The following is a 22,121-nucleotide window of genomic DNA, read 5'->3' as shown; positions in this document are numbered from 1 at the left end:
AAATCTCCGCGTGCGGGATGCCTCGGGCATCACCACCAAACCTTCAAATCGGACACGATGTCCGCCGTGCATCCCGCACCCCTCTCATCGCTCCAGGGCGCAAGCCCGTGGGGGATTTCGTGCTGGGCAGGTTTCTTTCCTCCCCATTCCATGGGGAGGTGGATCGCCGCGAGGCGGCGAGACGGAGGGGCGCCGCGTCAGCGGCGGTGTGTCAGCGACAGGCTCCACCGCCTCCCGGCGCTGACGCGCCGGCCCCTTCGACCCCTCCTTCGCCAAGGCGATGGAGGGCCCACTTCCCCATAGAATGGGGAAGAAAGGCAGAGCGCGCTTTCCCCGGTACGGGGGCCGGGGGAAGTGGCGGGGGAGGCAAACGCGCGCGGTCAGGTTTTGTCGCGGGTCAGGAAGAGCACTTTGGCGGCGCCGTACTCCTTGACGGTCTGGCGGTGCCAGCCGGGTGTTGCGGGGTCTTCATCGGCGCCGACTTCGAGGATGGCGACGGCATCCTCGCTAACCCATTTGCCCTCGACCAGTTTCGCCAGCGACTTTTCGCCCAGACCATGGCCATAGGGCGGGTCGAGGAAGGCCATGTCGAAAGGTGCGCCCAGATTGGACGGTTTCTCGCCCAGCGCCGTGGCGTCGCGGCGGTGGATGCGGGTGACGCCGAAGAGTTGCAGCGTGTCGACATTGTCGCGGATCGCGCCGCGCGCCTCGGCGGCCATTTCCACGAACAGGCAGAAGGCGGCGCCCCGGGATACGGCCTCGATGCCCAGCGCACCGGATCCGGCATAAAGATCGATCACCCGGGCGCCCTGGACCGGTGGGCACCAGTCGGCATGCGCGATCACATTGAACATGTTCTCGCGCGCCCGGTCGGAGGTGGGGCGGGTGGAGCGGCCTTTCGGTGCGACCAGGGCGCGGTTGCGGAACTTTCCGCCGACGACCCTCATGTCCTAGCGGCGTCCCTGCGGCTTGCGCGGCGGACGGCCTGGGGGGGTATCGCGGTCGGTTGCCGCCGTTTTTCCGGCCGGACGGCGCACGGCGGGACGGCCGCGGGCACGCTTGAGCGGCTTGGCGCCATCCTCGTCCGCAGCCGGCTTGGGCAGGCCGGGCTGGCCGGCCCCGCCCATCTTGCGCTTGACCGGCTTGCGGCCGGGACGGGCGGGCTTTTTCTTCGCGACGGCCTCGCCGGTGGTGGCGGCCATTTCGACAAGATGCCCGGCCTGGTCGCGCAGCACGCGGCCCGGCACGGCCTTCACCTCGCCGCGCGGCAGATCGCCCAGCTGGAAGGGGCCGTAGGCCGTGCGAATCAGCCGGTTCACTTTCAGGCCGACACTGTCGAGCGCCTTGCGAACCTCGCGATTCTTGCCTTCGCGGATACCGATATCGAGCCAGATATTCGAGCCGGTTTCGCGTTCGATCTCGACATCCATCGGGCCGTACTTGATGCCCTCGACGGTGACGCCGGCGCGCAGTTTTGCGATCGCCGCCTCGTCGATCGAACCGAAGGCGCGGGCGCGATAGCGGCGCATCCAGCCAGTGGCCGGCAGTTCCAGGGCACGGGCGAGGGCGCCGTCATTGGTCAGCAGCAAAAGGCCTTCGGATGTCAGGTCGAGCCGGCCGACCGAGATCACGCGCCCCATATCCTTCGGCAGCGCATCGAACACGGTTTCGCGGCCCTCCGGGTCGGCGTGTGTGGTCACCAGGCCCGTCGGCTTGTGATAACGCCACAGGCGCGTCGCTGCCGGCGGGTCGACCGGCTTGCCATCGACCTCGATCCGGTCGGCCTGGGTGACCTTCACGGCGGGCGTGTCCAGACGCTTTCCATTCAAGGAGATGCGGCCCTCCTCGATCATGCGTTCGATCTCGCGGCGCGAGGCCACACCGGCCCGGGCGAGGTATTTGGCAATGCGTTCGCCGGTATTGTCGGACGTATCGGAGGCTTCGCTCACGCTTGACCCTTTCTGGCGGTCATTCTAACCCGCAGCGGATGATGGACCCGCGCGATACACGTTTTATGGCCCGAGCGCTAGAACTGGCTCAGGCGGCAGCTGAGGCTGGCGAGGCACCCATCGGTGCTGTCGTGGTCGATCCGGCCACGGACGAGATCGTCGCGGAGGCGCACAACAGGCCCATTGCAGCACATGACCCGGCCGGGCATGCGGAAATCCTGGCATTGCGGGCGGCGGCGCAGAAGCGGGAAAATTACCGTCTGACGGGGCTGGAGCTGTACGTTACGCTGGAACCGTGTGCGATGTGCGCCGGAGCGATCAGCCATGCGCGGATCGGCCGTCTGATCTATGGCGCCAGCGATCCCAAGGGCGGTGCTGTGGAACACGGGCCGCGCTTCTTCCAGCAGCCGACCTGCCACTGGCGGCCAGATGTCGCGCACGGGTTACTGGCGGAGGAGAGCGCCGCGCTCCTGCGCGCCTTCTTCCGGGCCCGCCGCAAGGGCGGTTGATCTGTCATCTTGGACAGGGCCGGACGCTTGGCCCGCTAGCCCTGAAACATTTTGACTGAACGCGTATAGACGCTGTTGTCATAAAACCTTGTCTTGAACGAGTTCGGTGTACGGACGAAGAGGAGCGCACTCATCTGGAGTGACAAATGCTTCGTGTCCTGAACAAATCTCTGATGGCCTCGTTCGGTGCGCTTGCCTTGGCGGCCACTGCGCATGCGACCGATGCCGGTTGTGATGCGACGCCGCTCCTGTTGCAGGACGTGACCATTATCGATGCCTCGGGCCGCTGGAGCGACCAGGACATCTTCATCGAGAATGGCCGGATTTCCGCTGTCGGCTCCGATCTGGTGCTGGAAACGGGCCAAGCCGTGACGGTGTTGGGCCGTCCGGGGGCGGTCGTCAGCCCGCGTCCTGAAGCCGAGCCGGGTGCGATCTATATCCGCACCGCAACGCGGGCCCCGTCCCGTGCGGGCCGCCGCGAACTCGTCATGCCGGGCGCACCGGCCGACCTGCTGGTCTATGCCGAAGAAACCGGTCCGGGCCAGGTCGAGATGGAAATCCGTGACGGCCGGATTGTCGGCGTCATGCCGGCCTGTAACGGCTAGTCATCGAAGCGCCGGCCTGTTCAGTGAGAGCGGGAACCGGTTTCGTTGTTCGAAATGCACTAGGCCGTAAGGCGGGCTTCCAGTCCGGCTGAAACGGACGGCCACTCATCCTTCAGCACCGAGAACCAGACAGTATTCCGCCATTCGCCGGTCCAGCACATCAGGTGGTGGCGGAATGTCCCTTCATACTGGCCACCCAGTTTCCGGATGGCGTTCTGGGAGCGCTGGTTGCGGTGGTGAGTTTTCAGCTCCACGCGTTCGGCCCCGCACTCGAAGGCCCGGCCCAGCAGGAGATGCTTGCAGGCGGGATTGATGCGGGTGCCGCGAACCTCGGGCGCGTACCAGGTCCAGCCGATCTCCAGCCGCTGGTGGTCGGGCACAATGCACAGAAAGGCCGTATGCCCCACCGCTGCCCCGTCCGAGCGCCGTCTGACCAGATGAGAGATCTGCTCGCCTCTCTGGGTGGCTGTCAGCATCAGGTCGAACCAGCTATCGAAGTGCGGGCCGTCACCGCGCACCAGGGTGAGGTCCCACAAGCCTTCGGCTTCGGCCAGGGGGCGCAGGGCTTCACGATGGGAGTCATCCAGCGGTTCGAGCCGGACCACCGCGTTTTCCAGCACAACAGGTTCGATTTTCATGCGTCGACTCCGGCCAAGAGGGCTATTCCGCGGACGATGTAGACGATGCCGATCGCCGAGACGATCCATTTCGTCCACTGGCGGAACTGCACATCGCTCATCATTGCCAGGAAGCGGGCGCCCAGCGTGGTGCCGAGAATGGCCAGCGGCGCGGCGACGAGTAGCCATTGCGCCTGGGGCAGGCTTTCCGCCGCCAGGGCCGGCAGGACGTAGTAGGCGATCTTGACGAAGTGCGAGACGACCTGGGTTGCGGCCTTGGTGGCGACGATGCAGCGGCGGTCGCGCTCGGTGTCGGCGAAGAAGACGTCCAGCAGCGGTCCCGATACGCCGGCGACCACGTTGAGTCCCGTCACCGTGAAGCCGCAGGCCACGGCATGGAAGGGGCGGGCGGCGTCGAAATGGACCCAGCGCCTGGGCAGCCAGATTACGCCGGGAACCAGGCCCAGCATGATGAAGAGCCAAGGCTTGGACAGTTCGAAAGTCGCCAGTACGAGCAGGGCCGCCGCCGCGCCGGAGCCGAACAGGTAGATGCCCAGAATGCGCCAGTCGATCCAGCGCGCATGCAGGATGGCGCGCCAGCCGTTGGACACGCTCTGCACCACGCCGTGCACGACCATGGCGGCCGAGACCGGCAGGACGAGCGCCAGTATCCCCATCAGGATAAGCCCGCCGGCCATGCCGAACACGCCCGATATGAAGGCGGTGACGAAAACCCCCGCAAGGATGATCAGTCCGGACATGAAATACGGGCTCCATCGCACTATATGGCGGGAGGCACACCATACAGGGGAACAGCATGACCGTTACCGTCATCATCAGCGGCGCCGCGGCGCTTGTCGGCGCCCTTCTCGGACTGGGCAGCCTGATCAGCCCGGCCTGGGGCGCTTCGGTCGTGCGGTTGCAGCCGATGGCGGACAAGCCGGGCGGCTGGGCCGAATTCCGGGCGAGCTATGGCGGCGGTCTGCTCCTGCTGCATGGCGCGGTGCTGCTGGCGATCGTGATGCGCGAGCAGGCCGGCATGGCCAGCGTGGTTGCGGCCGGCTTTGCCGCCGGTGCTGCCTGGCTCGGCATGGCAGTCGGGCGCACCGTCTCGATGCTGGCGGACCATGCCAAGCATGGCACGCGGACCGGGTACAATCTGTTCTCGGTCGGTTTCGAACTGGTGGTCGGCCTCGCCCTGATGGCGCCTTGGCTCGCTCATATCGGCGGCCGGGCAGGGTAGGCGCAGCCGGCGGGTATGCCGGCGAGGCGGGGCGCTAGGCCCCCGCCTTCACCGCAAAGCTCCAGGCAGCTTCGGCCATGGGTTGCACTGCGGCCCCCATCTCCTTGGCGCGCTCGTTGGAGGCATTGCCCTGCAGCGAGCGGGCATAGACGCCCTGGATGATCGAGGTCAGCCGGAAGATGTTGTAGGCGAAGTAGAAATCCAGCTCGGGAATGCTGTCGCGATGGGTGCGGCGGCAATAGGCCTCGGTATATTCCTCGACGGTCGGGATCCCCATGGAGGCGATATCGATCCCGGCGAAACCATTGCGGATTTCCGGCGGCATCACCCAGCCCATCAGCTGATAGGTGAAGTCGGCCAAGGGATCGCCCAGCGTGGACAGCTCCCAGTCCAGCACCGCGATGACGCGCGGCTCGGTCGGGTGGAAGATCATGTTGTCCAGGCGGTAGTCGCCGTGGACGACGCTGGTGCGTTCCTGTTCCGGCGCGGCCTGGGGCAGCCACTCGATCAGCTTGTCCATCGCCTCGACCGTGCCCGTTTCGGCGGCACGGTATTGCTTGGACCAGCGGCCGATCTGGCGCTGGAAGTAATCGCCCGGCTTGCCATATTGGCCCAGCCCGGCCGCCTCGTGATCGATGCCGTGCAGATGCGCCAGCGTGGCGTTGGCCGCGTCGTAGATCGGGCCGCGCTCGGACGTGTCGAGGTCGGGCAGGAGCGGGTCCCAGAAGATCCGGCCGGTGACGAAATCCATCACGTAGAATTCGGTGCCGATGACATCGCGGTCCATGCACAGCCCGTGCATTTTCGGCGCGGGGAAGCCGGCCTTGCCCAGCTTGCTCATCACCTCGAACTCACGGTCGACCGCATGGGCCGAGGGCAGGAGCTTGCCCGGCGGCTTGCGGCGCAGCACATAGGAATGACCCGGCGTTTCCAGCTTGTAGGTCGGGTTGGACTGGCCGCCCCGGAACTGGCTCACCGTCAGCGGGCCTTCATAGTCCTCGACCTGCTCCGCCATCCAGGCAGCCAGCCGGGCTTCGTCGAAGGCGAGGGCGTCGGCGACCTGTTTGGTGCCGGAATATTGTTCGTCGATCTTGCTCATTCGCTCAGATACACCGTGCCGTTCTTCATAACGAAATCGACGTCGCGCAGCTCGGAGATATTCTCCAGCGGGTTGCCGTCGACGGCGACAATATCGGCATACTTGCCGGTTTCGATCGTGCCGATATCGCTGTCCATGCGGACATGGCGCGAGGCGTGGATCGTGGCGGTCTCGATGGCCTCCATCGGCGTCAGACCAGCTTCGACCAGGAGTTCGAATTCGCGGGCATTGTCGCCATGCTGGGACACGCCGCTATCGGTGCCGAAGGCGATGGACACCCCGCCATCATGGGCCCGGCGGGCCATATCCAGCATTTGCGGGCCGACAGAGCGGGACTTGGCGCGCTGGTTGTCGGTCATGAAATCGGCGGTCTCGGCGAGTTCCGCCACGGTAACACCGGCCAGCACGGTCGGTACGAGATAGGCGCCATTGCGGCGCATCAGGCGGATCGAGTCAGTGTCCAGATAGGTGCCGTGTTCGATCGAGTCGCCGCCGGCTTCCAGGAAGGCGTTGATACCGGTCACGCCATGCGCATGGGCGGTGACCTGGCGGCCCATCATGTGGGCCGCCTCGACGATCGACTCCAGCTCGTCGTCGAAGAATTGCCGCTCCACGCCGGCCGCCGTGTCGGACAGCACGCCGCCGGTGGCGGTGATCTTGATCACATCGGCACCGCCGCGGATCAGCGTACGCACGGCTTCGCGGCATTGGGCCGCGCCGTTGCAGGCGGTGGGGCTGGTGAACTGGTGCAGCACGTCGAGGGCAAAACCGTTGACGTCGGCATGGCCGCCGGTCGGGGTGACGGCGGTGCCGGCAACCCGCATGCGCGGTCCCGGAACGAAGCCCGAATCGACGGCATCGCGCAGGGCGAGGGCCGCTTCGAAATTGCCGCCGACATCCTGCACCGTCGTGAAGCCGGCCATCAGCGTGGTGCGGGCATTGTCGGCGCCGGCAAAGGCGAGATCGGACGCGCTTTCGGTGAAGGTATTGAAGCGCCGGCCCGGGCCGAGTTCCGATTGCAGGTGGACATGGCTGTCGATGAAGCCGGGCATGACGTAGTCGTCGGTCAGGTCGATCACCGTCGCGCCGTCGGGCGTCACATAGCCCGCCTGGATGTCTTCGATGCGCTCGCCGCGGACCAGGATGGACTGCTGTTCCAGCGGCGCCTCTCCCGGCACGGCCAGCAGCCAGCCGGCGTGAATGACAGTCAGCGCCTCTTCGGCGTCCTGCGCCTGGGCCAGTCCGGTCAGCGCCGTGGCGGCCAGTGCCGTTGCAACGGCTCTCAGCATGATCCTCTCCCCTCGAATATGTGGGGCAAAGGATGATCAAGCCGGCCCCGAAGTCAAACGGCGAGCGTACCTGTGCGTCGAAAAACTGGCGGAGGCCTAGTGCGTGCGCAGGGCCCGCCAGGCAATATCCCGGCGGCAGAAGCCTTCCGGCCAGTCGATCTGGTCGATCGCGGCATAGGCGCGTTCGACGGCATAGTGCAGGGTCTCGCCCGAGGCGGTGACGTTCAGCACGCGGCCGCCGGCGGCAATTCGCTCGCCCCTGGCATTGCGGCCCGTGCCGGCCTCGAACACCTGCACGCCCTCCATCCGGTTCGCCTCGGTGACGCCCTTGATCACCGAACCCTTCTTGTAGTCGCCCGGATAGCCATTGGCGGCCAGCACGACGGTGATCGCCGGATCCGGCGACCAGGCAATGGCCGGCATCTCGCCCAGTGCGCCGGTGGCCGTGGCCATCAGATAGGGCAGAAGGTCGGCGTCGATCCGCATCATCAGGACCTGGCATTCCGGATCGCCGAAGCGGATGTTGAACTCGACCACTTTGGGCCCGTCCTTCGTGACCATCAGTCCGGCAAACAGCACGCCCTGGAAGGGGTGGCCTTCGGCAGCCAGGCCGCGGGCGACCGGCTCGATAATGGTCTTCATCGCCGTGTCGATCAGTTCCGGCGTGGCGATCGGGGCGGGCGAATAGGCGCCCATGCCGCCGGTGTTGGGACCGGTATCGCCTTCGCCGACTCGCTTGTGATCCTGGGCTGCGCCGCAATAAAGCACGGTCTCGCCGTCGCACAGCGCGAAGATGGAGACCTCCTCGCCGGCCATGAATTCTTCGATCACCAGCGTCTTGGAGGCTTCGCCGAACTTGCCGGACAGGAAGGCATCGATCTCGGCTTCCGCCTCGGCGCGATCATCCAGGATCACCACACCCTTGCCGGCGGCCAGACCGTCGGCCTTGAGGACATAGGGCGGCTCGACACGGTCAAGGAAGGCTTTGGCTTCGGCCGCGTCGGAGAAGGTGCCATAGCCGGCCGAAGGCACTTTGTGACGGGCGTAGAAATCCTTGGCATAGGCCTTGGACGCTTCCAGCCGCGCCGCCAGGCCCGACGGGCCGAAAGTGGCGATGCCGGCCTGGCGCAGCCGGTCGGCCAGCCCGTCGCACAGCGGGTTCTCCGGGCCGACAACGACCAGGTCCGCCTCGATCTTCCGGGCCAGTTCGACAAGGCCGTCAATGTCGGACACCGACCCGTCATGACAGGTTGCCAGTTCGCCGATGGCAGGGCTGCCCGGCACGGCGTGCAGGGCCGTCAGGAGCGGGCTTTGCGCGATCTTCCAGGCCAGCGCGTGTTCACGGCCGCCCGAACCGACAAGGAGAACCTTCATCTTGACCTCATGCCTTCTGGCGTGTCCCGACGCCGACTGTGTGTTCTGGCTCTGCCTAGCCCAAAGCGTTCCGGATCGCGAGTCCGCCGGACCGTTGCGATGCGGGGCGATACATCCTACCAGATGAGGCATGAGCGACGCCCCCGGAAACATCCACGAATTCTCTGTCTCCGAACTGGCCGGCGCGCTGAAGCGCACGGTCGAGGACGCGTTCGGCCATGTCCGGGTGCGCGGCGAGCTGGGCCGGGTTGTGGTGGCCAAGTCGGGCCATGTCTATTTCGACGTGAAGGACGAGCGCTCGGTCATTGCCTCGATTGCCTGGAAGGGCACGGCAGCGCGCTTCCGCTTCCGGCCGGAAGAAGGGCTGGAAGTCGTCATCGAAGGACGCTTGTCGACCTATCCGGGCCGTTCGCAATACCAGCTGATTGTCGAGTCGATGGAGCCGGCCGGTGCCGGTGCGCTGATGGCGCTGCTGGAAGAACGCAAGAAGACGCTGGCCGCCGAAGGCCTGTTCGACACGGCGCGCAAGAAACCGCTGCCCTTCCTGCCGCGCACGATCGGTGTCGTCACCTCGCCGACCGGCGCCGTGATCCGGGATATCCTGCACCGTCTGCAGGACCGCTTTCCCCGGCACGTCATCCTGTGGCCGGTCCTGGTGCAGGGCGAGCAGGCGGCCGAACAGATCGCCACCGCCATTCGCGGTTTCAACGCCCTGCCCGAAGGCGGCCGCGTGCCGCGTCCCGATGTGCTGATCGTTGCCCGTGGCGGCGGCTCGATCGAGGATTTGTGGAGTTTCAACGAGGAAATCGTGGTGCGGGCTGCGGCCGAAAGCACCATCCCGCTGATCTCGGCCGTGGGTCACGAGACCGACACCACGCTGATCGATTTTGCCTCCGACCGGCGGGCGCCAACGCCGACCGGGGCGGCGGAAATGGCGGTGCCGGTCCGGGCCGAGCTGAAGGCCGATATCGACGCGCTGGGCGCGCGTCTGGTCTCGGCCCTGTCACGGCATATCGAGCGCCGGCGGACCGAGTTGCGCGGTGCCGCCCGCGCCCTGCCGCGCCCCGCCGCGCTGCTCGATCTCAAGCGCCAGCGCTTCGACACGATCGCCGACCGGCTCGACCCGGCCCTGCAGAATAATGCGGCGGGCAAGCGTTCGCGCCTTCTGGTGCTGCAGGCCGGCCTCAAGCCGGCTGCGCTGAAACGCGATATCCGGCAGAAGCAGGAACGGCTGGCTGACCGCGGTGCCCGGCTGACCCCGGCGCTCGAGCGCGTCCTTCAGCGCGAGACCCGGGCGCTGGATGCCTGGGGCGCCCGTCTGGCCTCGCTCAGCCACAAATCGGTGCTGCGCCGTGGTTTTGTGCTGGTGCGCAATGGTGAGGGGCAACTCGTCCGCTCCGGTGAGGCGCTCGGCAGTGGCGACAAGGTGGAGCTGGAATTCGCCGACACGCGCCGCGCCGCGATCGTCGATGGCGAGACGCCGTCCTCCCCGCCGCCGCCCGGCAAACCGGCGGCGGTCAAGCCCAGGCCGAAACCGCGCGCCAAACCGCCGGCGGCCGGGCAGGGAACCCTGTTCTGAAAAGAGCGCCACAGAACTCTCCCCCTTTTTGATAACGCATGCTAAATCGGCCTCATGAGCGATTTCACATTCGACAAGGAACTCCAGGGCGAAGCGATCCTGGAGTACGGCGACAGCGACTTCATCATCCTGAAGGCTGGCGCGTTTGTGCGCTGTTCCGTGACGGGCGATCCTATCCCGCTGGCCGAGTTGCGCTACTGGAATGTCGATGAGCAGGAAGCCTATCGCGATCCGATGATCGCCAAGCAGCGCTGGCTGGAACTGCACGCGGAGCCGGGCCAATGATCAGCGCTGTTCTTGCCCTGGCGCTGCAGGCCGGCAACGCGGCCCCCGCCGCCGACCCGATCGCCGATTTCATCGAGGACAATGCAACCAGCGTGCGCGAGATGCGCATGGCGGCTGCGCCGGCGTCCTTCTGCAGCGGGGCCTTCCGGGAAGGCAGTTTCCTGGTCTGTCGCTTCCTGCCGGATGCGCGTGTCGAGTTCGGTGAGATGGATGTCCGAGCCGACGCCGATGGCTACGTCATGCTGGCCATTCCGCGCCAGGCGCCGGAAGAGATGCCGCTGCGCATCACCTATAATCGTGCCGACGGCACACCCGGCGAGATCGCCGAACGTCTCACCATCACCCAGCGCGAATACGACCTGCAGCAGGTCAATGGCGTGCCGCAGGCGACCGTGACCCCGGACCCTTCCACCCTGCCGCGCCGCCAGCGCGAATACGCCCAGAAGCAGGACGCGTTCAATTCGGTCTGGGACGGTACCGGTTTCCTGGATGGCTTCATTCCGCCGGCTGAGGGAATCACGACGGGCGTCTACGGTTCGGCCCGGGTCTATAATAACGGCCATGAAGGCAGCCCGCACTGGGGGCTCGACTGGGCCAATGATGTGGGCACGCCAATCCACGCGCCGGCCGGTGGCCTTGTCACTCTCGCAGAACCGGACATGTATTACGAAGGCGGGCTGATCTTCATCGATCATGGTCAGGGCCTGGTCTCGGCCTTTCTCCACCTGTCCGGCGTTGACGTGCAGGCCGGCGACGTGGTCGAGCAGGGACAGCTGATCGGCCGCATGGGCGCCGGCGGCCGGGCAACCGGCTCGCATCTCGACTGGCGGGTGAAGCTGCGCAACAGTTTCTATGCCGATCCGGCGACACTGCTCGATCTGGATCCGCGCGCACTCGACTAATTGCGCGCTTCGCGCTCCGCGTCGCTTGTGCGCCGCCCCCTCAGTCCGCTACGCGGACAGCTCCCCCGTAAACGGTGCGAGCCCCGATCAGGCTTCCCTGCGAAGCGGGGGAAGTGCCGAGCGCAGCGAGGCGATGGGGGTGAGTGAGCCACACTCCAGCCTTAGACGCGGTAGACGTCCTTCGCCCAGCGCCGGTGCACCCAGAACCATTGTTCCGGCGCCTTGCGGATTTCGCTTTCCACCCACTGATTGATGCGAGTCACCGTCTCGACGATGGCGGCATTGCGATCCGGGTTCCGCGAGATCTCGATCGGCTCCAGAATCTCGACACGGAAGCGCGCGCCTTCGGTGCGCCGGACCGATATCGGAACCAGGGGGCAATTGTGACGCATGGCAAGCCGGGTCGGGCCGGGCGCGGTCATCGCCGGGTGCCCGAAGAAGGGCGCCGCGACGCCGTCATTCATCTTCTGGTCGTTCATCAGCGCGACTGACTCGCCGGCCTTGAGGGCCTGCATGATCTGCTTGGCGCCTTCGCCGCCCTTGGCGGTCAGCGTCTTCACGCCATAGCCCACGCGCATGTTCGAGATGCGTTTGTCGATCAACACATTATTCGCCGGCCGGTAGGTGATATGGCAGGGCAGGCCGGTCTGACTGATCGCGGCGGCCGCGATCTCCCAGTTGGCATTGTGCATGCCGATCAGCACCAGGGGCTGGCCGGCATCGCGGGCCGCTTCCAGCCGCTCGCGCCCGACAAACTCCACCCGCTCCTCAAATTCCGGCCCGGCGAACACACCCAGATGAGGCATCTCGCCTGCCAGCCGGCCGAAATTCTCCCACATGCCGCCCAGCAGCCGGTCGATCTCCGGTTCGGCGGCTTCGGGAAAGCAGCGCTGCATGTTGATGCGGGCAATACGCTGGGTGGGGGTCAGCGGGCCGATCCTGCGCAGCAGGTCGCCCGCCGCGTCGGACGCACGGTCGATCCCCTTGATCTTGTACCAGGCCGCATAGGCGTCCCAGGCGGCGGCCTCGACGCGCCAGCCGATCCGGGTCAGGAGCGAGGCTCTGCGTTGTGCTTCGATCATGAAAGGGATTTAGCGATCCGTGTTCGCTGCGTCCAATACATCGCGCAACAAACCGTCCAGGGCCGCCGGATTGGCGAACTCGGCTTTCACCGGCCAGGCGATGACATCGCGGCGAGTCGCGCTGTCCAGCCGCACCCAGTCCTTCTCCGTGGTGACCAAACGGGCATCATGGGCCTGGGCGAGCGCCTTGAGCGCCGCAATGTCACGCTCCGAATAGGGATGGTGATCCGGGTAGTCGGCGATCTCGGACAGCCGCGCGCCTGCCGCAGCCAGGGCATCGAAGAATTTTTGCGGACGGCCGATCCCGGCAAAAGCGACGAGCGGGCCGTCGGGCGGCGGCGCGGCCGGTTCCAGCCAGGCGTGAAAGACCGGGATTTCCAGATCGGCGAGGCCGAGCCGGTGATAGTCCGGCGCAGCATTGGGTCCGGGCATCATGACGATCACGGCGTCGGCGCGGGCGAGACCGGCCGCGACCGGCTCGCGCAGCGGTCCGGCCGGAAACAGCGTGCCGGCGCCCCAGCCCGCGATACCGTCCACCACCACGATGGAGCAATCCTTGGCCAATGCCGGGTTCTGGTGTCCGTCATCCATCACGATCACGTCGGCACCGGACGCTTCGATCGCCTGTGCACCCGCGACCCGGTCACGGCTGATCCAGGCGGCGGCTTCCCGCGCCAGCAGCAGCGGCTCGTCCCCGGTCTCGCGGGCGGAATGTTGAGCGGTGTCGACTTGCAACGGTCCGGACAGCGTGCCGCCATAGCCGCGCGACAAAGCGGCCGGTGTGCGGCCCATATCTTTCAGCCGTGTCATGAGGGCGGCCGCAACGGGTGTCTTGCCCGTCCCGCCGACAGTCAGATTGCCGACACAGAAGACCGGAATGCCGACCTTGACCGGGTCGGTCCGCCGCAAGCGACGCGCCACGGTCCAGGCATAGACACGGCCCAGCGGCGAGAGCAGGGCCCGCGCCAGGGCACCGGAGCCGCGCCCGCCATCGGTCCGCCAGAATGCCGGCTCCCTCATCGCCTCACCGCCTTGCCATCAAGCAGGCACTCCAGCTGTTCGAGGGTCGTTTCCATGGCCCCGCCGGACGCGTCCGCCAGCGCGGCCTCTGCAGCACCCATGGCAGGACCTTCGCCGCGCCAGATCGTGCGCACCGCGTCGGCCAGGCTGTCTGCATCTTTGGCCTCGATCGCGGCCGTGTGGCGGCGATAGGCATCGAACAGATCGTCAAAGCTCGCGGCATGGGGACCGGTGATGACGGCCGTGCCAGCCCGGCTGGCTTCGACCGGGTTGTGACCGCCAATCCCGGGTACGAGACTGCCGGCGATCAAGGAGGCGGGTGCCAGCGCGTACCACAGCATCATCTCGCCGAGCGTGTCGGCCAGCCAGACCTGACAGCGCGCATCGGGCAAGCGTTCTTCCGACCGCCGAACGGCGGTCAGACCCCGATCTGCAATCTGCCGCGCCACGGTGGCTGCGCGTTCCGGATGACGGGGCGCCAGGATGAGCAGTGCTGCGGGATCGTCGGCCAGCAGCTTCAAGTGCGCATCCAGGACGATGGCTTCCTCGCCCTCATGGGTCGAGGCGGCCAGCCAGACCGGCCGGTTGCCCAGAGTGGTGCGGATGCGGTCCAGCTCGACCGCGTCGGGAGCTGGCGGGCGTGCTTCGAGTTTGAGATTGCCGGCAAGGTTCACCGGGACACCGGTCAGATCCTCCAGCCCGTCGCGGGTGCGGGTGTCGGCGGCGCCGATCCAGGAAAACCGGTCGAGCAGCCAGCGCGCCGTATCCGGACGCCGGCGCCAGCTGCGGATCGACTTGTCGTTCATGCGGGCATTGATCAGCGCCATCGGCGTTTCGCGGCGGGCGGTCTCTACGATCAGGTTGGGCCAGAGTTCGGACTCGGCAAAGACAGCCAGGTCGGGTTGCCAGTGCACGATGAAGCGCCGGGCGGCGGCCGGCGTGTCGACCGGAATGTATTGATGAAAAGCCCGCCCCGGCAGGCGGGCGGCGAGCAGGCGGGCCGACGTCACCGTGCCGCTCGTCACCAGGATGTTGAGGTCCGGCCGGCGGGCGAGCAGCTCTTCCGCGACGCTGGCGACGACCAGGCTTTCGCCGACGCTGGCGCCGTGCATCCAGACCAGAAGGCCGTCCGGACGCGGGCGGCTGGGCTGGCCGAGACGTTCATGGCGGCGTTCAGGATCTTCCTTGCCCTTTCGGGCCCGCCGCGCCAGCAGTCCTGACAGGAGCGGTGTCGCCAGCCGGGTTGCGGCGCGGTAAAGGCCAAGGGAAGGCGGCAAGCTCACGCCTTGCCTCCCGCACGATTGCGGCGGGGCCGCGCCGTTCCCGGCCGGCGGCGCTCATCAGGCTCTACAACGTCGACCCCCATGGTCTCGTCGGCTTCGCGCGTGATGCGGTTGAGTTGGATCTCCAGCTCAAGCCGGGCGGCTTCCAGCTGTTCCGGCGTGGCGTCGGACGGCACGTAAATGGGCTCGCCCCAGATGATGATGCCGCGCGAGAAAGGGTGGGGCAGACAGTGCTTGTCCCAGGCGCGATGCAGCACGGTGCGGCCACGGCAGGACCAGGTGAAGGGTACCATCGGAACGCCGGTCTCGCGGGCCATCCGCACGGCGCCATAGCCGGCCCGCATACGGGGGCCGCGCGGCCCGTCCGGCGTCACCGCCCCGCAGCCGCCGGCAGAAAGATGGTTGATCATGGCGCGATAGGCGGCCTCGCCTCCCTTGGCGCCCGGCTTGTCCGGATTGCGGGTGGAGCCGCGCAGCACGCCCACCTTGTACCAGCGGGCCCAGCGCGCACCGATCTCGCCTTCGCGCGATTTCGAAGCCAGGGCGACCATCCGCTCGCGTTCGCGCTTCCAGCCTTGCAAAGTCATCAGAACCCGCCCGTGCCAGACGCAACCGATCAGCGGCAGTTTCCCGTCCCAGGCCTTGCGCACGAATTCATCGCCGCGCACCTCCCAGCGAATGCTCCGTCTCGCCAGCTCCACATAGAGCAGGATAAGGAAGGCGACGGCTTCCTGGGCCCAAGGCTGGGAGAGCAGGCGTTTCAGCATGGTCACCCTAGCTCGCCTCCACAGAGGAAAAGGTCAAGCATGGGCCGCGGTTGCGTCCGTGCGCCGGTCGGCCTAAATGCCCGGGAACACGGAAAGCGAGCCCATGCCCTACGACCTCAACGACCCGCAGGACCGCAAGCGCGCCTGGAGCGATTATCTCTGGAAGGATCACGGCATCCTGCGCGAGCGCTTCCACAACATGCATGAGGTGGGCGGCGGCATGTGGCGTGCCAACCAGCCCTCGCCGCAGCGGCTCGTGGAACTGGCCGCCGACGGCTTCAAGACGATCCTCAACATCCGCGGCACCCAGCCGGGCGTTTGCTATTACGACCTGGAGAAAGAGGCCTGCGAGCGGCTCGGTCTGACCATGATCGACATGCCCTTCGGATCGCGCGAGGCGCCCTATGTTGACCGCATGCAGCGCGCTGCGAAAATCTTCGAGACGATCGAATATCCCGCACTCATCCACTGCAAGTCCGGGGCAGACCGGGCCGGGCTGATCTCGGTCTTCTACCGGCTGGTCCACCTGAAACTGCCCTATGAGGAAGCCATCGAGCACCTGTCGCTGAAATACCTGCATGTAAAGGCCGGCAAGACTGGCGTGCTGGATTATTTCTTCGAGACCTACCGGGCCTACAACGCCGAAACGCCGATCGACTTCATGGAGTGGGTCGAGACGGTCTATGATCGCGAGGCGGTGCAGAAGGGCTTCATGTCCAGCTGGTGGGGCAACATGCTGACCGAGCGCATCCTGCGCCGCGAATAAGGTAGCAATTGCGCACCGGCTGATTCTTTATAACCCGCAAATGCATCAGATATGACGACTCTATCCACAGGAATGAGTCACATTAATGCCCGTTAACCACGTTTCGAGTCCGGGGGGCGACCCGGCGACGTAGGAGGGGCTGATGCCGGATCTGGCCATTCGAGCAGACCGTACGCAGGAACAACTCAACCGCCTGAATTTCCTGCTCTCGCGCGAGTGGGGACCGTCCTTCCTGCAGGCCTTTGTACGCCAGGCCGCCGAAGTCTTCGCTGCCGACAGCGTTGTCATCGGCCGTATCGATGCCACAAAAACACGCATGCAGACCTTGCAGGTCGCGGCCGGCGGCGCCCTCGTCGATAATTATTGCTACGACATTGCCGGAACGCCGTGCGAAGAGACGATGCAGGGCGGGGCGACGGTCTATGAAGATCATGTCAGCACGCACTTCCCCAGAGACTTCATGCTCGAGGAGATGGGGACGCGGGCCTATGTCGGCCTGCCGCTGTTCAAGGGCGCCCAGACGATCGGCATTGTCGTGGCGACTTTCCGCCGTCCGATCGAGATTGCCGACGATCTGCTCGCCGTGTTCAACCATTATCGCCGCCGGCTGACCGGAGAGATTCTCGCCCTTGAATCCGGTGATCGCGCGGCCTTGGCGATCAAGGGCACGTCCGACGGGATTCTCGACTGGTGCCTGCGCACCGACCAGATCTATGTCTCGCCGCGCGGCCGCGAACTGCTGGGCTATCAAAGCCGCGAGCACACTTCGGTGTCCGACCAGTTTCTCTCTTTGATCCACAGGGATGATGCGCCGCGTTTCCAGTCCGCCCTCAATGCACATTTCAAGAGCGGCCGCCCCTTCGACCTGTCGGTGCGCCTGCGCATCGTCGGCGGTCAGCATCGCTGGTTCCGCATCCGTGGCGAGGCCGTGCGGACGCCGGAAGGCGATCCGGTGCGTATGGTTGGCGCCTTGACCGATATCCACGATCTCGTGGAAGCGCGCCAGCAGGCGACCGAAGCCAGCCGCGCGAAATCGAAATTCCTGGCGACGATGAGCCATGAAGTTCGCACGCCGATGAACGGTATTCTGGGCATGTCCAGCCTGCTCGCGAGCACCGATCTGGAGCCGTCTCAGCGCGAGATGGTCAGCCTGATCGAGGCCTCGGGCCAGGCGCTGCTGGGCATCCTCAACGACATTCTCGACCTGGCCAACATCGAGTCGGGCCGTTTCGAGGTCGAGACGACAGACTTCAATCCGGCGGAGATTGTCCGCTCCGTCGCCGGTCCCTATCGCCTGAAAGCGATGGAGAAGGGGCTGAACATGCATATCGAGATCGACCCGGTCGCCGAGATGACGGCACAGGGCGATCCGGCCCGGCTGCGCCAGATTCTGTCGAACCTCCTGTCCAACGCCGTTAAATTCACCGATCGCGGCGAGGTCAGGGTGCGTTGCCTGGTTCACCAGGCAGCCGATGGCACCCGTGATCTGATGTTCGAGGTCGCCGATACCGGCATAGGTATGGATCACGACCTGATCGGGCGGGTCTTCATGCCCTTCAGTCAGGGCGAGGCGGTGATGCAGCGCAAGGTGGGCGGCACGGGGCTTGGTCTGGCGATTGCCAAGAAGCTGGCCGAGCTGATGGGGGGAGATATCCGGGTGGAAAGCGCGCCGGGTGCCGGCTCGATCTTCTTTCTGCACCTGCCCGGACAGGCTGCCCTGCAAAGCCAGGCCGCGGCGGAATAAGGGCTCGCCCCGTTTACGGGGGAGCTGTCCGCGTTAGCGGACTGAGGGGGCAACGCGAAGTGGTGCGGAGCGCGCTGCGCGCATCGCACTCACCCCCATCGCCCTTGCCCGGCCCGAGGCCGGGCTCGGCCACTTCCCCCGCTTCGCAGGGGAAGCCTACGTCTCTTCCGCGCCGAACTGCATGCGGCAGAGGCGGGCATAAAGACCGCCCGCTGCTTCCAGCTCGTTGTGGCGGCCCTGTTCGCAGACCTCGCCATTCTCCATCACATAAATCCAGTCGGCATCGCGCACGGTGGACAGACGGTGCGCGATCACAAGACAGGTGCGGCCTTCCGATAGCCGTTCGAGGGCGGCTTGCACGCGACGTTCCGACTCGGTGTCCAGCGCGCTGGTGGCCTCGTCGAGCAGCAGGATGGGCGCATCCTTCAGGATGGCACGGGCAATGGACAGGCGCTGGCGCTGCCCGCCGGACAGATTGCTGCCGCGCGGGCCGACCGGTGCGTCATAACCACCGGGCAGGTCCATGATGAAGTCGTGGGCATCGGCCGCCTTTGCCGCTGCGATGATGGCGTTGTCCGAGGCACCGGGATCGCCAAAGCCGATATTGGCTTTCACCGTATCGTCGAACAGGGTGACGTCCTGGCTGACCAGGGCCATCGCGCTGCGCAGCGAGGCCAGTGACACTGCCCGGATATCGGTTCCGTCGACGCGGATCGTGCCGGATTGCGGGTCGTAGAGCCGCGGCAGAAGATTGAGCACGGTGGACTTGCCCGAACCGGACGGGCCGACCAGCGCAACGGTGCGGCCCGGTTTGGCCTTCAAGGAGACGCCTTTCAGCGCCGGCGTGCCGTCGGGATAGGCGAAACCGACCGTGTCAAATTCCACCGCTCCGGCCGGCACATCGAGCGCCGGGGCGTCGAGTGCCGAGGCGACCCGTTCCGGCTCGTCCAGTACGGCAAAGACCCGTTCGAGCACGGCGAAACCTTCCTGCACGACGGCGTTCAGCGTGCCGATGGCGCGGATCGGCGAAGCGAGCAGGGCAACGCCGGTGAGCACGCCCATCAGATCGCCGATCGAGCTTTCGCCAGCCGTCAGGCGCAGCCCGGCGACAGTGATGAGGATGGCCAGAGCGAGACCGCCCACAGCCTCGAGAATCGGATCGACCCGCGCCTTGTTCTCGGCGATGCGCAAGAGGAAGCGCAGGCGGTCGCCGAAGGACCGGGCGGCGCGCTCGGTCTCGGCCTCCTCCAGGCCGTAGGTCTTGACCATCCGTGTGCCGGAGAAGCTCTCCTCCAGCTGGCTGGTCACCGCGCCCATCTGGGACTGGGCCTGGTTGGAGGTCTTGCGCAGGCGCTGGCCGATCCGGATCACCGGCCAGGAGGCGAGCGGGTAGACGACCAGCACCAGCAGGGTCAGCATCCAGTCCAGCCACAGCATCCAGCCGATCGTCGCGATCACCTGCAGCACATCGCGCAGCAGATTGTTGGTCAGCCGGATCAGGGTTTCGCGCAGCAGCGTGATGTCGTTGGTGAAGCGCGAGACCAGCGACCCGACCGGCTCGCCCTGCAGCCGCGCAAAATCGGCGCGGACCAGCTTGGCGAACATAGCGTTCTGAAGGTCCTGCATCACCGTCAAGGCGAGGCGATTGGTCTGTACGGTCTGCAGATAGAGACTGACCGCCCGCAGCATGGCGAGGCCGACAATCGCAGCGGGCGCAAACCACATTACGCCGTTCTGGAGCCCCGCTTCAAGCTGGTCGAAGGTGCGTCCGACCACCCAGACATAGGAGGCCGCTGCGCCGGCGGTTATAGCCGACAGCACAATGGCGCCAATCACCAGGCCGGTATGGCGCGACAACCAGTCCCGCCACAGCCGGCGGCCCAGGCTTGCGGTTGAAGAGGCGGGGGTCGCGGTCAGCGGTCCGGCCTACTTCGTCTCTGCGGCCGGATCGAGCAGCTTGTGCGCATGGATGATGAAATAGCGCATGTGGGCGTTGTCGACCGTTCGCTGCGCGGCGTTCTTCCAGGCCTTGCGGGCATCTTCATAGCTGCCGAACGCACCGACGAAATCGACGGCCTTGAGATCCTTGAACTCGCAATTCTTGGGATCGACGCAAACCAGCTCGCCGCCGATGACGATGTGGAGCAGCTGGTTGTTGATGTGGGTCTCGCTCATGATGGGCTCCCGATGAGAGGTCGTGTCTGCGGCGGCTTTAAAGACCGCCCACCGATATCGCGTCAACGCATACGCTGGGGGCGTTAACGGCCCCTCTAAACTCCAGGTCGCTGCCCGGCACAAGGCGGGCGAAAATCTCGATCAGATTGCCCGCCACTGTCACTTCGCTGACCGGGTGGTCGATCTGGCCACCGGCAATGCGATAGCCTGACACGCCGACCGACCAGTCGCCGGTATTGGCGTTGAGCGAAGGACCGAACATCTCGGTCACCAGCAGGCCGTCGCCGGCCCGGGCGATCAGTTCGTCGCGGCTGGCCTGTCCGGGTTCCAGGTGGAGATTGGTCGGACCGGCGCCCGGCGGGCCGCCCATATTGCGGCGCGCATGTCCGGTCGGCTCCAGCTTCAGCTGGCGGGCCGCGGACGAGTTCAGGAACCAGGTCGTCAGCCGGCCGTCCTCGATGATGTTGCTTCGCGCATTGACCGTGCCTTCGCCGTCGAAGGGGCAGGAGGCGTGTCCCCAGTCGCGGTGCGGATCGTCAACGATGACAATACCGTCGCCGAAAACCTTCTCGCCCATCTTGTCGCGCAGGAAGGATACGCCGCGGGCCACCGAGGGGCCGCTGATTGCGCCGCAGAAGGCACTTAGGAAGGCCGTTGCAACGCGGCGGTCGAAAACGACCGGCATCACGCCGCTCTTGATTTTCTGCGGACCGACCCGCTGCGCGGTGCGCTCGCCGGCTTCGGTGCCGATCTCTTCCGGCGATTTCAGGTCAGAACCACGGCGCGCGCTGGTGGCGGCATAGTCGCGCTCCATGGCGCCATCCTTGCCGGCAATGACAGAGGCACCATAGCCGAACTGGCTCTTGCGCCAGCCTGAATTGAAACCCGTCGTCGTCGCGTAGGCAGCGGCCCCTTGCCCATAGCTGGCAAAGGCGGTGTCGGTCATCGTGACGCCCTTGATTGCCCGGGCTGCCTTCTCGACGCGGTTGGCGATGGTTTCCAGCTCTTCCGGCGACCACTCAACAGCCTCGAACAGATCGAGACGCGGCGGCTTGGTGCACAGCCGCTCCGGATCAGCAAGGGCCGCAAACGGATCTTCCGGCGCGGCCTTGGCCATCGCAATGGCGCGCTCAACTGTGAACTGGCGGCCCTGTTCGGACAGGTCGGAGAAGGCGACACCGGCCTGGCGCTGGCCGACGAAAACCCGCACGCCAGCATCCAGCGATTCGGAACGCTCGATATCCTCCAGATTGCCATCGCGTACGGACAGCTCCGTATGGCGCGATTCAGCGACGGAGGCTTCGGCGTGATCGGCGCCGGCGGATTTTGCGCGCGCGATCAGATCGGCGGCAATCTCCTGCAGGCGGGCGGCATCGGGTGCGGATTGGGCTTGGGTCATGGCAGGCCTATAGCGCCCGGAACGGCCGCCGGGCAATGGGTCAGCTGATGGCAGCTGCGAGCAGCAACAGAACCTGAGCCAGCAGGACCAGCCAGGTCAGCCCGGTGCCGATCATCCGGCCCATGCTGGGGCCGGGGCTGGAAAGCAGGCCATAGCTGTAGACGAAGCGGCCCAGCGTCAGGCCGATGCCCAGTGCGTGGATGATCGTCGCGCCATATCCCAGCGAGGCGGTGAGGAAGAGCGCCAGCAGAGCTAGAGGCGCACATTCCACGCCATTGCCGTGGGCGCGAATGGCCTGTTCCAGAAGCGGATCCTTGCCGCTGCCCAAGCTTACCTTGGCGCGGCGGCGGTGGCGCGACACATTGGCGGCCAGCACCAGAAGGATCAGAAGGTTGAGTGCTGAATAGAGCCCGACGGCTTGCAGTGCAGACATG

23 protein-coding genes are annotated in these 22,121 nt (G+C 66.1%); 8 read left to right on the top strand and 15 right to left on the bottom strand.

Annotated features, from left to right (window positions below; translation table 11 throughout):
* Positions 1-380: 380 nt before the first annotated feature.
* Positions 381-947, bottom strand: a complete 567-nt coding sequence (rsmD, locus tag ACXAJV_RS15230; RefSeq protein WP_475086271.1) for a 16S rRNA (guanine(966)-N(2))-methyltransferase RsmD — start codon at positions 945-947, stop codon at positions 381-383.
* Positions 948-950: 3 nt separating this feature from the next.
* On the bottom strand, positions 951-1,949 hold the full coding sequence (locus ACXAJV_RS15225; protein WP_475086270.1) for a pseudouridine synthase: 999 nt from the start codon (positions 1,947-1,949) through the stop codon (positions 951-953).
* Between the two features lie 65 nt (positions 1,950-2,014).
* Between ACXAJV_RS15225 and tadA the strand changes: the two genes are divergently transcribed.
* Together tadA and ACXAJV_RS15215 are read left to right on the top strand one after the other, a co-directional pair.
* On the top strand, positions 2,015-2,458 hold the full coding sequence (tadA, locus tag ACXAJV_RS15220) for a tRNA adenosine(34) deaminase TadA (RefSeq protein ID WP_475086269.1): 444 nt from the start codon (positions 2,015-2,017) through the stop codon (positions 2,456-2,458).
* 146 nt (positions 2,459-2,604) lie between these two features.
* Entirely contained in the window at positions 2,605-3,063 is a 459-nt protein-coding gene (locus ACXAJV_RS15215) for a hypothetical protein (protein ID WP_475086268.1), read from the top strand.
* A gap of 59 nt (positions 3,064-3,122) precedes the next feature.
* Here ACXAJV_RS15215 and ACXAJV_RS15210 read toward each other — a convergent pair whose 3' ends face one another.
* Together ACXAJV_RS15210 and ACXAJV_RS15205 are read right to left on the bottom strand one after the other, a co-directional pair.
* Positions 3,123-3,701 (bottom strand): GNAT family N-acetyltransferase, encoded by a 579-nt coding sequence (locus ACXAJV_RS15210; RefSeq protein WP_475086267.1) that lies wholly within the window; start codon positions 3,699-3,701, stop codon positions 3,123-3,125.
* The gene (locus ACXAJV_RS15205) at positions 3,698-4,441 is read right to left on the bottom strand and encodes a TSUP family transporter (protein ID WP_475086266.1); all 744 of its coding nucleotides are present in this window, start codon (positions 4,439-4,441) and stop codon (positions 3,698-3,700) included. The genes ACXAJV_RS15210 and ACXAJV_RS15205 overlap by 4 nt, the downstream gene beginning before the upstream one ends.
* A gap of 56 nt (positions 4,442-4,497) precedes the next feature.
* Between ACXAJV_RS15205 and ACXAJV_RS15200 the strand changes: the two genes are divergently transcribed.
* On the top strand, positions 4,498-4,923 hold the full coding sequence (locus tag ACXAJV_RS15200) for a hypothetical protein (RefSeq protein WP_475086265.1): 426 nt from the start codon (positions 4,498-4,500) through the stop codon (positions 4,921-4,923).
* 34 nt (positions 4,924-4,957) lie between these two features.
* Here the strand turns inward: ACXAJV_RS15200 and ACXAJV_RS15195 are convergent, their stop codons facing one another.
* From ACXAJV_RS15195 to purD, 3 genes are all read right to left on the bottom strand, one after another.
* On the bottom strand, positions 4,958-6,022 hold the full coding sequence (locus tag ACXAJV_RS15195) for a phosphotransferase (RefSeq protein ID WP_475086264.1): 1,065 nt from the start codon (positions 6,020-6,022) through the stop codon (positions 4,958-4,960).
* Positions 6,019-7,311: a metal-dependent hydrolase family protein gene (locus ACXAJV_RS15190; RefSeq protein WP_475086263.1), complete on the bottom strand. Its 1,293-nt coding sequence runs from the start codon at positions 7,309-7,311 to the stop codon at positions 6,019-6,021. The genes ACXAJV_RS15195 and ACXAJV_RS15190 overlap by 4 nt, the downstream gene beginning before the upstream one ends.
* A gap of 96 nt (positions 7,312-7,407) precedes the next feature.
* Positions 7,408-8,685 (bottom strand): phosphoribosylamine--glycine ligase, encoded by a 1,278-nt coding sequence (purD, locus tag ACXAJV_RS15185; RefSeq protein ID WP_475086262.1) that lies wholly within the window; start codon positions 8,683-8,685, stop codon positions 7,408-7,410.
* A 130-nt stretch (positions 8,686-8,815) separates the two neighbouring features.
* Here purD and xseA point away from each other — a divergent pair, with 130 nt between their 5' ends.
* Genes xseA through ACXAJV_RS15170 form a run of 3 tightly spaced genes read left to right on the top strand, consistent with a single transcriptional unit; the run spans position 8,816 to position 11,451 of the window.
* The gene (xseA, locus tag ACXAJV_RS15180) at positions 8,816-10,264 is read left to right on the top strand and encodes an exodeoxyribonuclease VII large subunit (protein ID WP_475086261.1); all 1,449 of its coding nucleotides are present in this window, start codon (positions 8,816-8,818) and stop codon (positions 10,262-10,264) included.
* Between the two features lie 54 nt (positions 10,265-10,318).
* Positions 10,319-10,549, top strand: coding sequence for a DUF2093 domain-containing protein (locus ACXAJV_RS15175; protein ID WP_475086260.1), 231 nt, complete (start codon positions 10,319-10,321; stop codon positions 10,547-10,549).
* The gene (locus ACXAJV_RS15170; RefSeq protein ID WP_475086259.1) at positions 10,546-11,451 is read left to right on the top strand and encodes a M23 family metallopeptidase; all 906 of its coding nucleotides are present in this window, start codon (positions 10,546-10,548) and stop codon (positions 11,449-11,451) included. Before ACXAJV_RS15175 ends, ACXAJV_RS15170 begins: the two co-directional genes overlap by 4 nt.
* Before the next feature lie 161 nt (positions 11,452-11,612).
* Here the strand turns inward: ACXAJV_RS15170 and ACXAJV_RS15165 are convergent, their stop codons facing one another.
* Genes ACXAJV_RS15165 through ACXAJV_RS15150 form a run of 4 tightly spaced genes read right to left on the bottom strand, consistent with a single transcriptional unit; the run spans position 11,613 to position 15,603 of the window.
* Positions 11,613-12,533 (bottom strand): lysophospholipid acyltransferase family protein, encoded by a 921-nt coding sequence (locus tag ACXAJV_RS15165; RefSeq protein WP_475086258.1) that lies wholly within the window; start codon positions 12,531-12,533, stop codon positions 11,613-11,615.
* Positions 12,534-12,542: 9 nt separating this feature from the next.
* Positions 12,543-13,553: a tetraacyldisaccharide 4'-kinase gene (gene lpxK, locus ACXAJV_RS15160; RefSeq protein WP_475086257.1), complete on the bottom strand. Its 1,011-nt coding sequence runs from the start codon at positions 13,551-13,553 to the stop codon at positions 12,543-12,545.
* On the bottom strand, positions 13,550-14,836 hold the full coding sequence (locus tag ACXAJV_RS15155) for a 3-deoxy-D-manno-octulosonic acid transferase (protein WP_475086256.1): 1,287 nt from the start codon (positions 14,834-14,836) through the stop codon (positions 13,550-13,552). Before ACXAJV_RS15155 ends, lpxK begins: the two co-directional genes overlap by 4 nt.
* Entirely contained in the window at positions 14,833-15,603 is a 771-nt protein-coding gene (locus ACXAJV_RS15150; RefSeq protein ID WP_475086273.1) for a lysophospholipid acyltransferase family protein, read from the bottom strand. Before ACXAJV_RS15150 ends, ACXAJV_RS15155 begins: the two co-directional genes overlap by 4 nt.
* Positions 15,604-15,706: 103 nt before the next feature.
* Here ACXAJV_RS15150 and ACXAJV_RS15145 point away from each other — a divergent pair, with 103 nt between their 5' ends.
* Both ACXAJV_RS15145 and ACXAJV_RS15140 read left to right on the top strand, forming a co-directional pair.
* Positions 15,707-16,369, top strand: coding sequence for a protein tyrosine phosphatase family protein (locus tag ACXAJV_RS15145; protein WP_475086255.1), 663 nt, complete (start codon positions 15,707-15,709; stop codon positions 16,367-16,369).
* Between the two features lie 142 nt (positions 16,370-16,511).
* On the top strand, positions 16,512-18,113 hold the full coding sequence (locus ACXAJV_RS15140; protein ID WP_475086254.1) for a sensor histidine kinase: 1,602 nt from the start codon (positions 16,512-16,514) through the stop codon (positions 18,111-18,113).
* 156 nt (positions 18,114-18,269) lie between these two features.
* Here ACXAJV_RS15140 and ACXAJV_RS15135 read toward each other — a convergent pair whose 3' ends face one another.
* The 4 genes from ACXAJV_RS15135 to ACXAJV_RS15120 form a co-directional block, all read right to left on the bottom strand.
* A complete protein-coding gene (locus tag ACXAJV_RS15135) occupies positions 18,270-19,970 on the bottom strand; it encodes an ABC transporter ATP-binding protein (RefSeq protein WP_475086253.1) in 1,701 nt (566 codons plus the stop codon).
* A gap of 69 nt (positions 19,971-20,039) precedes the next feature.
* Positions 20,040-20,288 carry a DUF4170 domain-containing protein gene (locus ACXAJV_RS15130; RefSeq protein WP_475086252.1) on the bottom strand — a complete coding sequence of 83 codons (249 nt, stop codon included), beginning with the start codon at positions 20,286-20,288 and terminating at the stop codon, positions 20,040-20,042.
* Between the two features lie 37 nt (positions 20,289-20,325).
* Positions 20,326-21,687: a TldD/PmbA family protein gene (locus ACXAJV_RS15125; protein ID WP_475086251.1), complete on the bottom strand. Its 1,362-nt coding sequence runs from the start codon at positions 21,685-21,687 to the stop codon at positions 20,326-20,328.
* A gap of 40 nt (positions 21,688-21,727) precedes the next feature.
* Entirely contained in the window at positions 21,728-22,120 is a 393-nt protein-coding gene (locus ACXAJV_RS15120; protein WP_475086250.1) for an MAPEG family protein, read from the bottom strand.
* Between the last annotated feature and the right edge of the window lies 1 nt (position 22,121).

The sequence above is a fragment of the Maricaulis sp. ABE4_448 genome (assembly GCF_056160825.1).
Note: the sequence above shows the minus strand (reverse complement) of the source record. Positions and strands in the feature narration are given on the sequence as shown.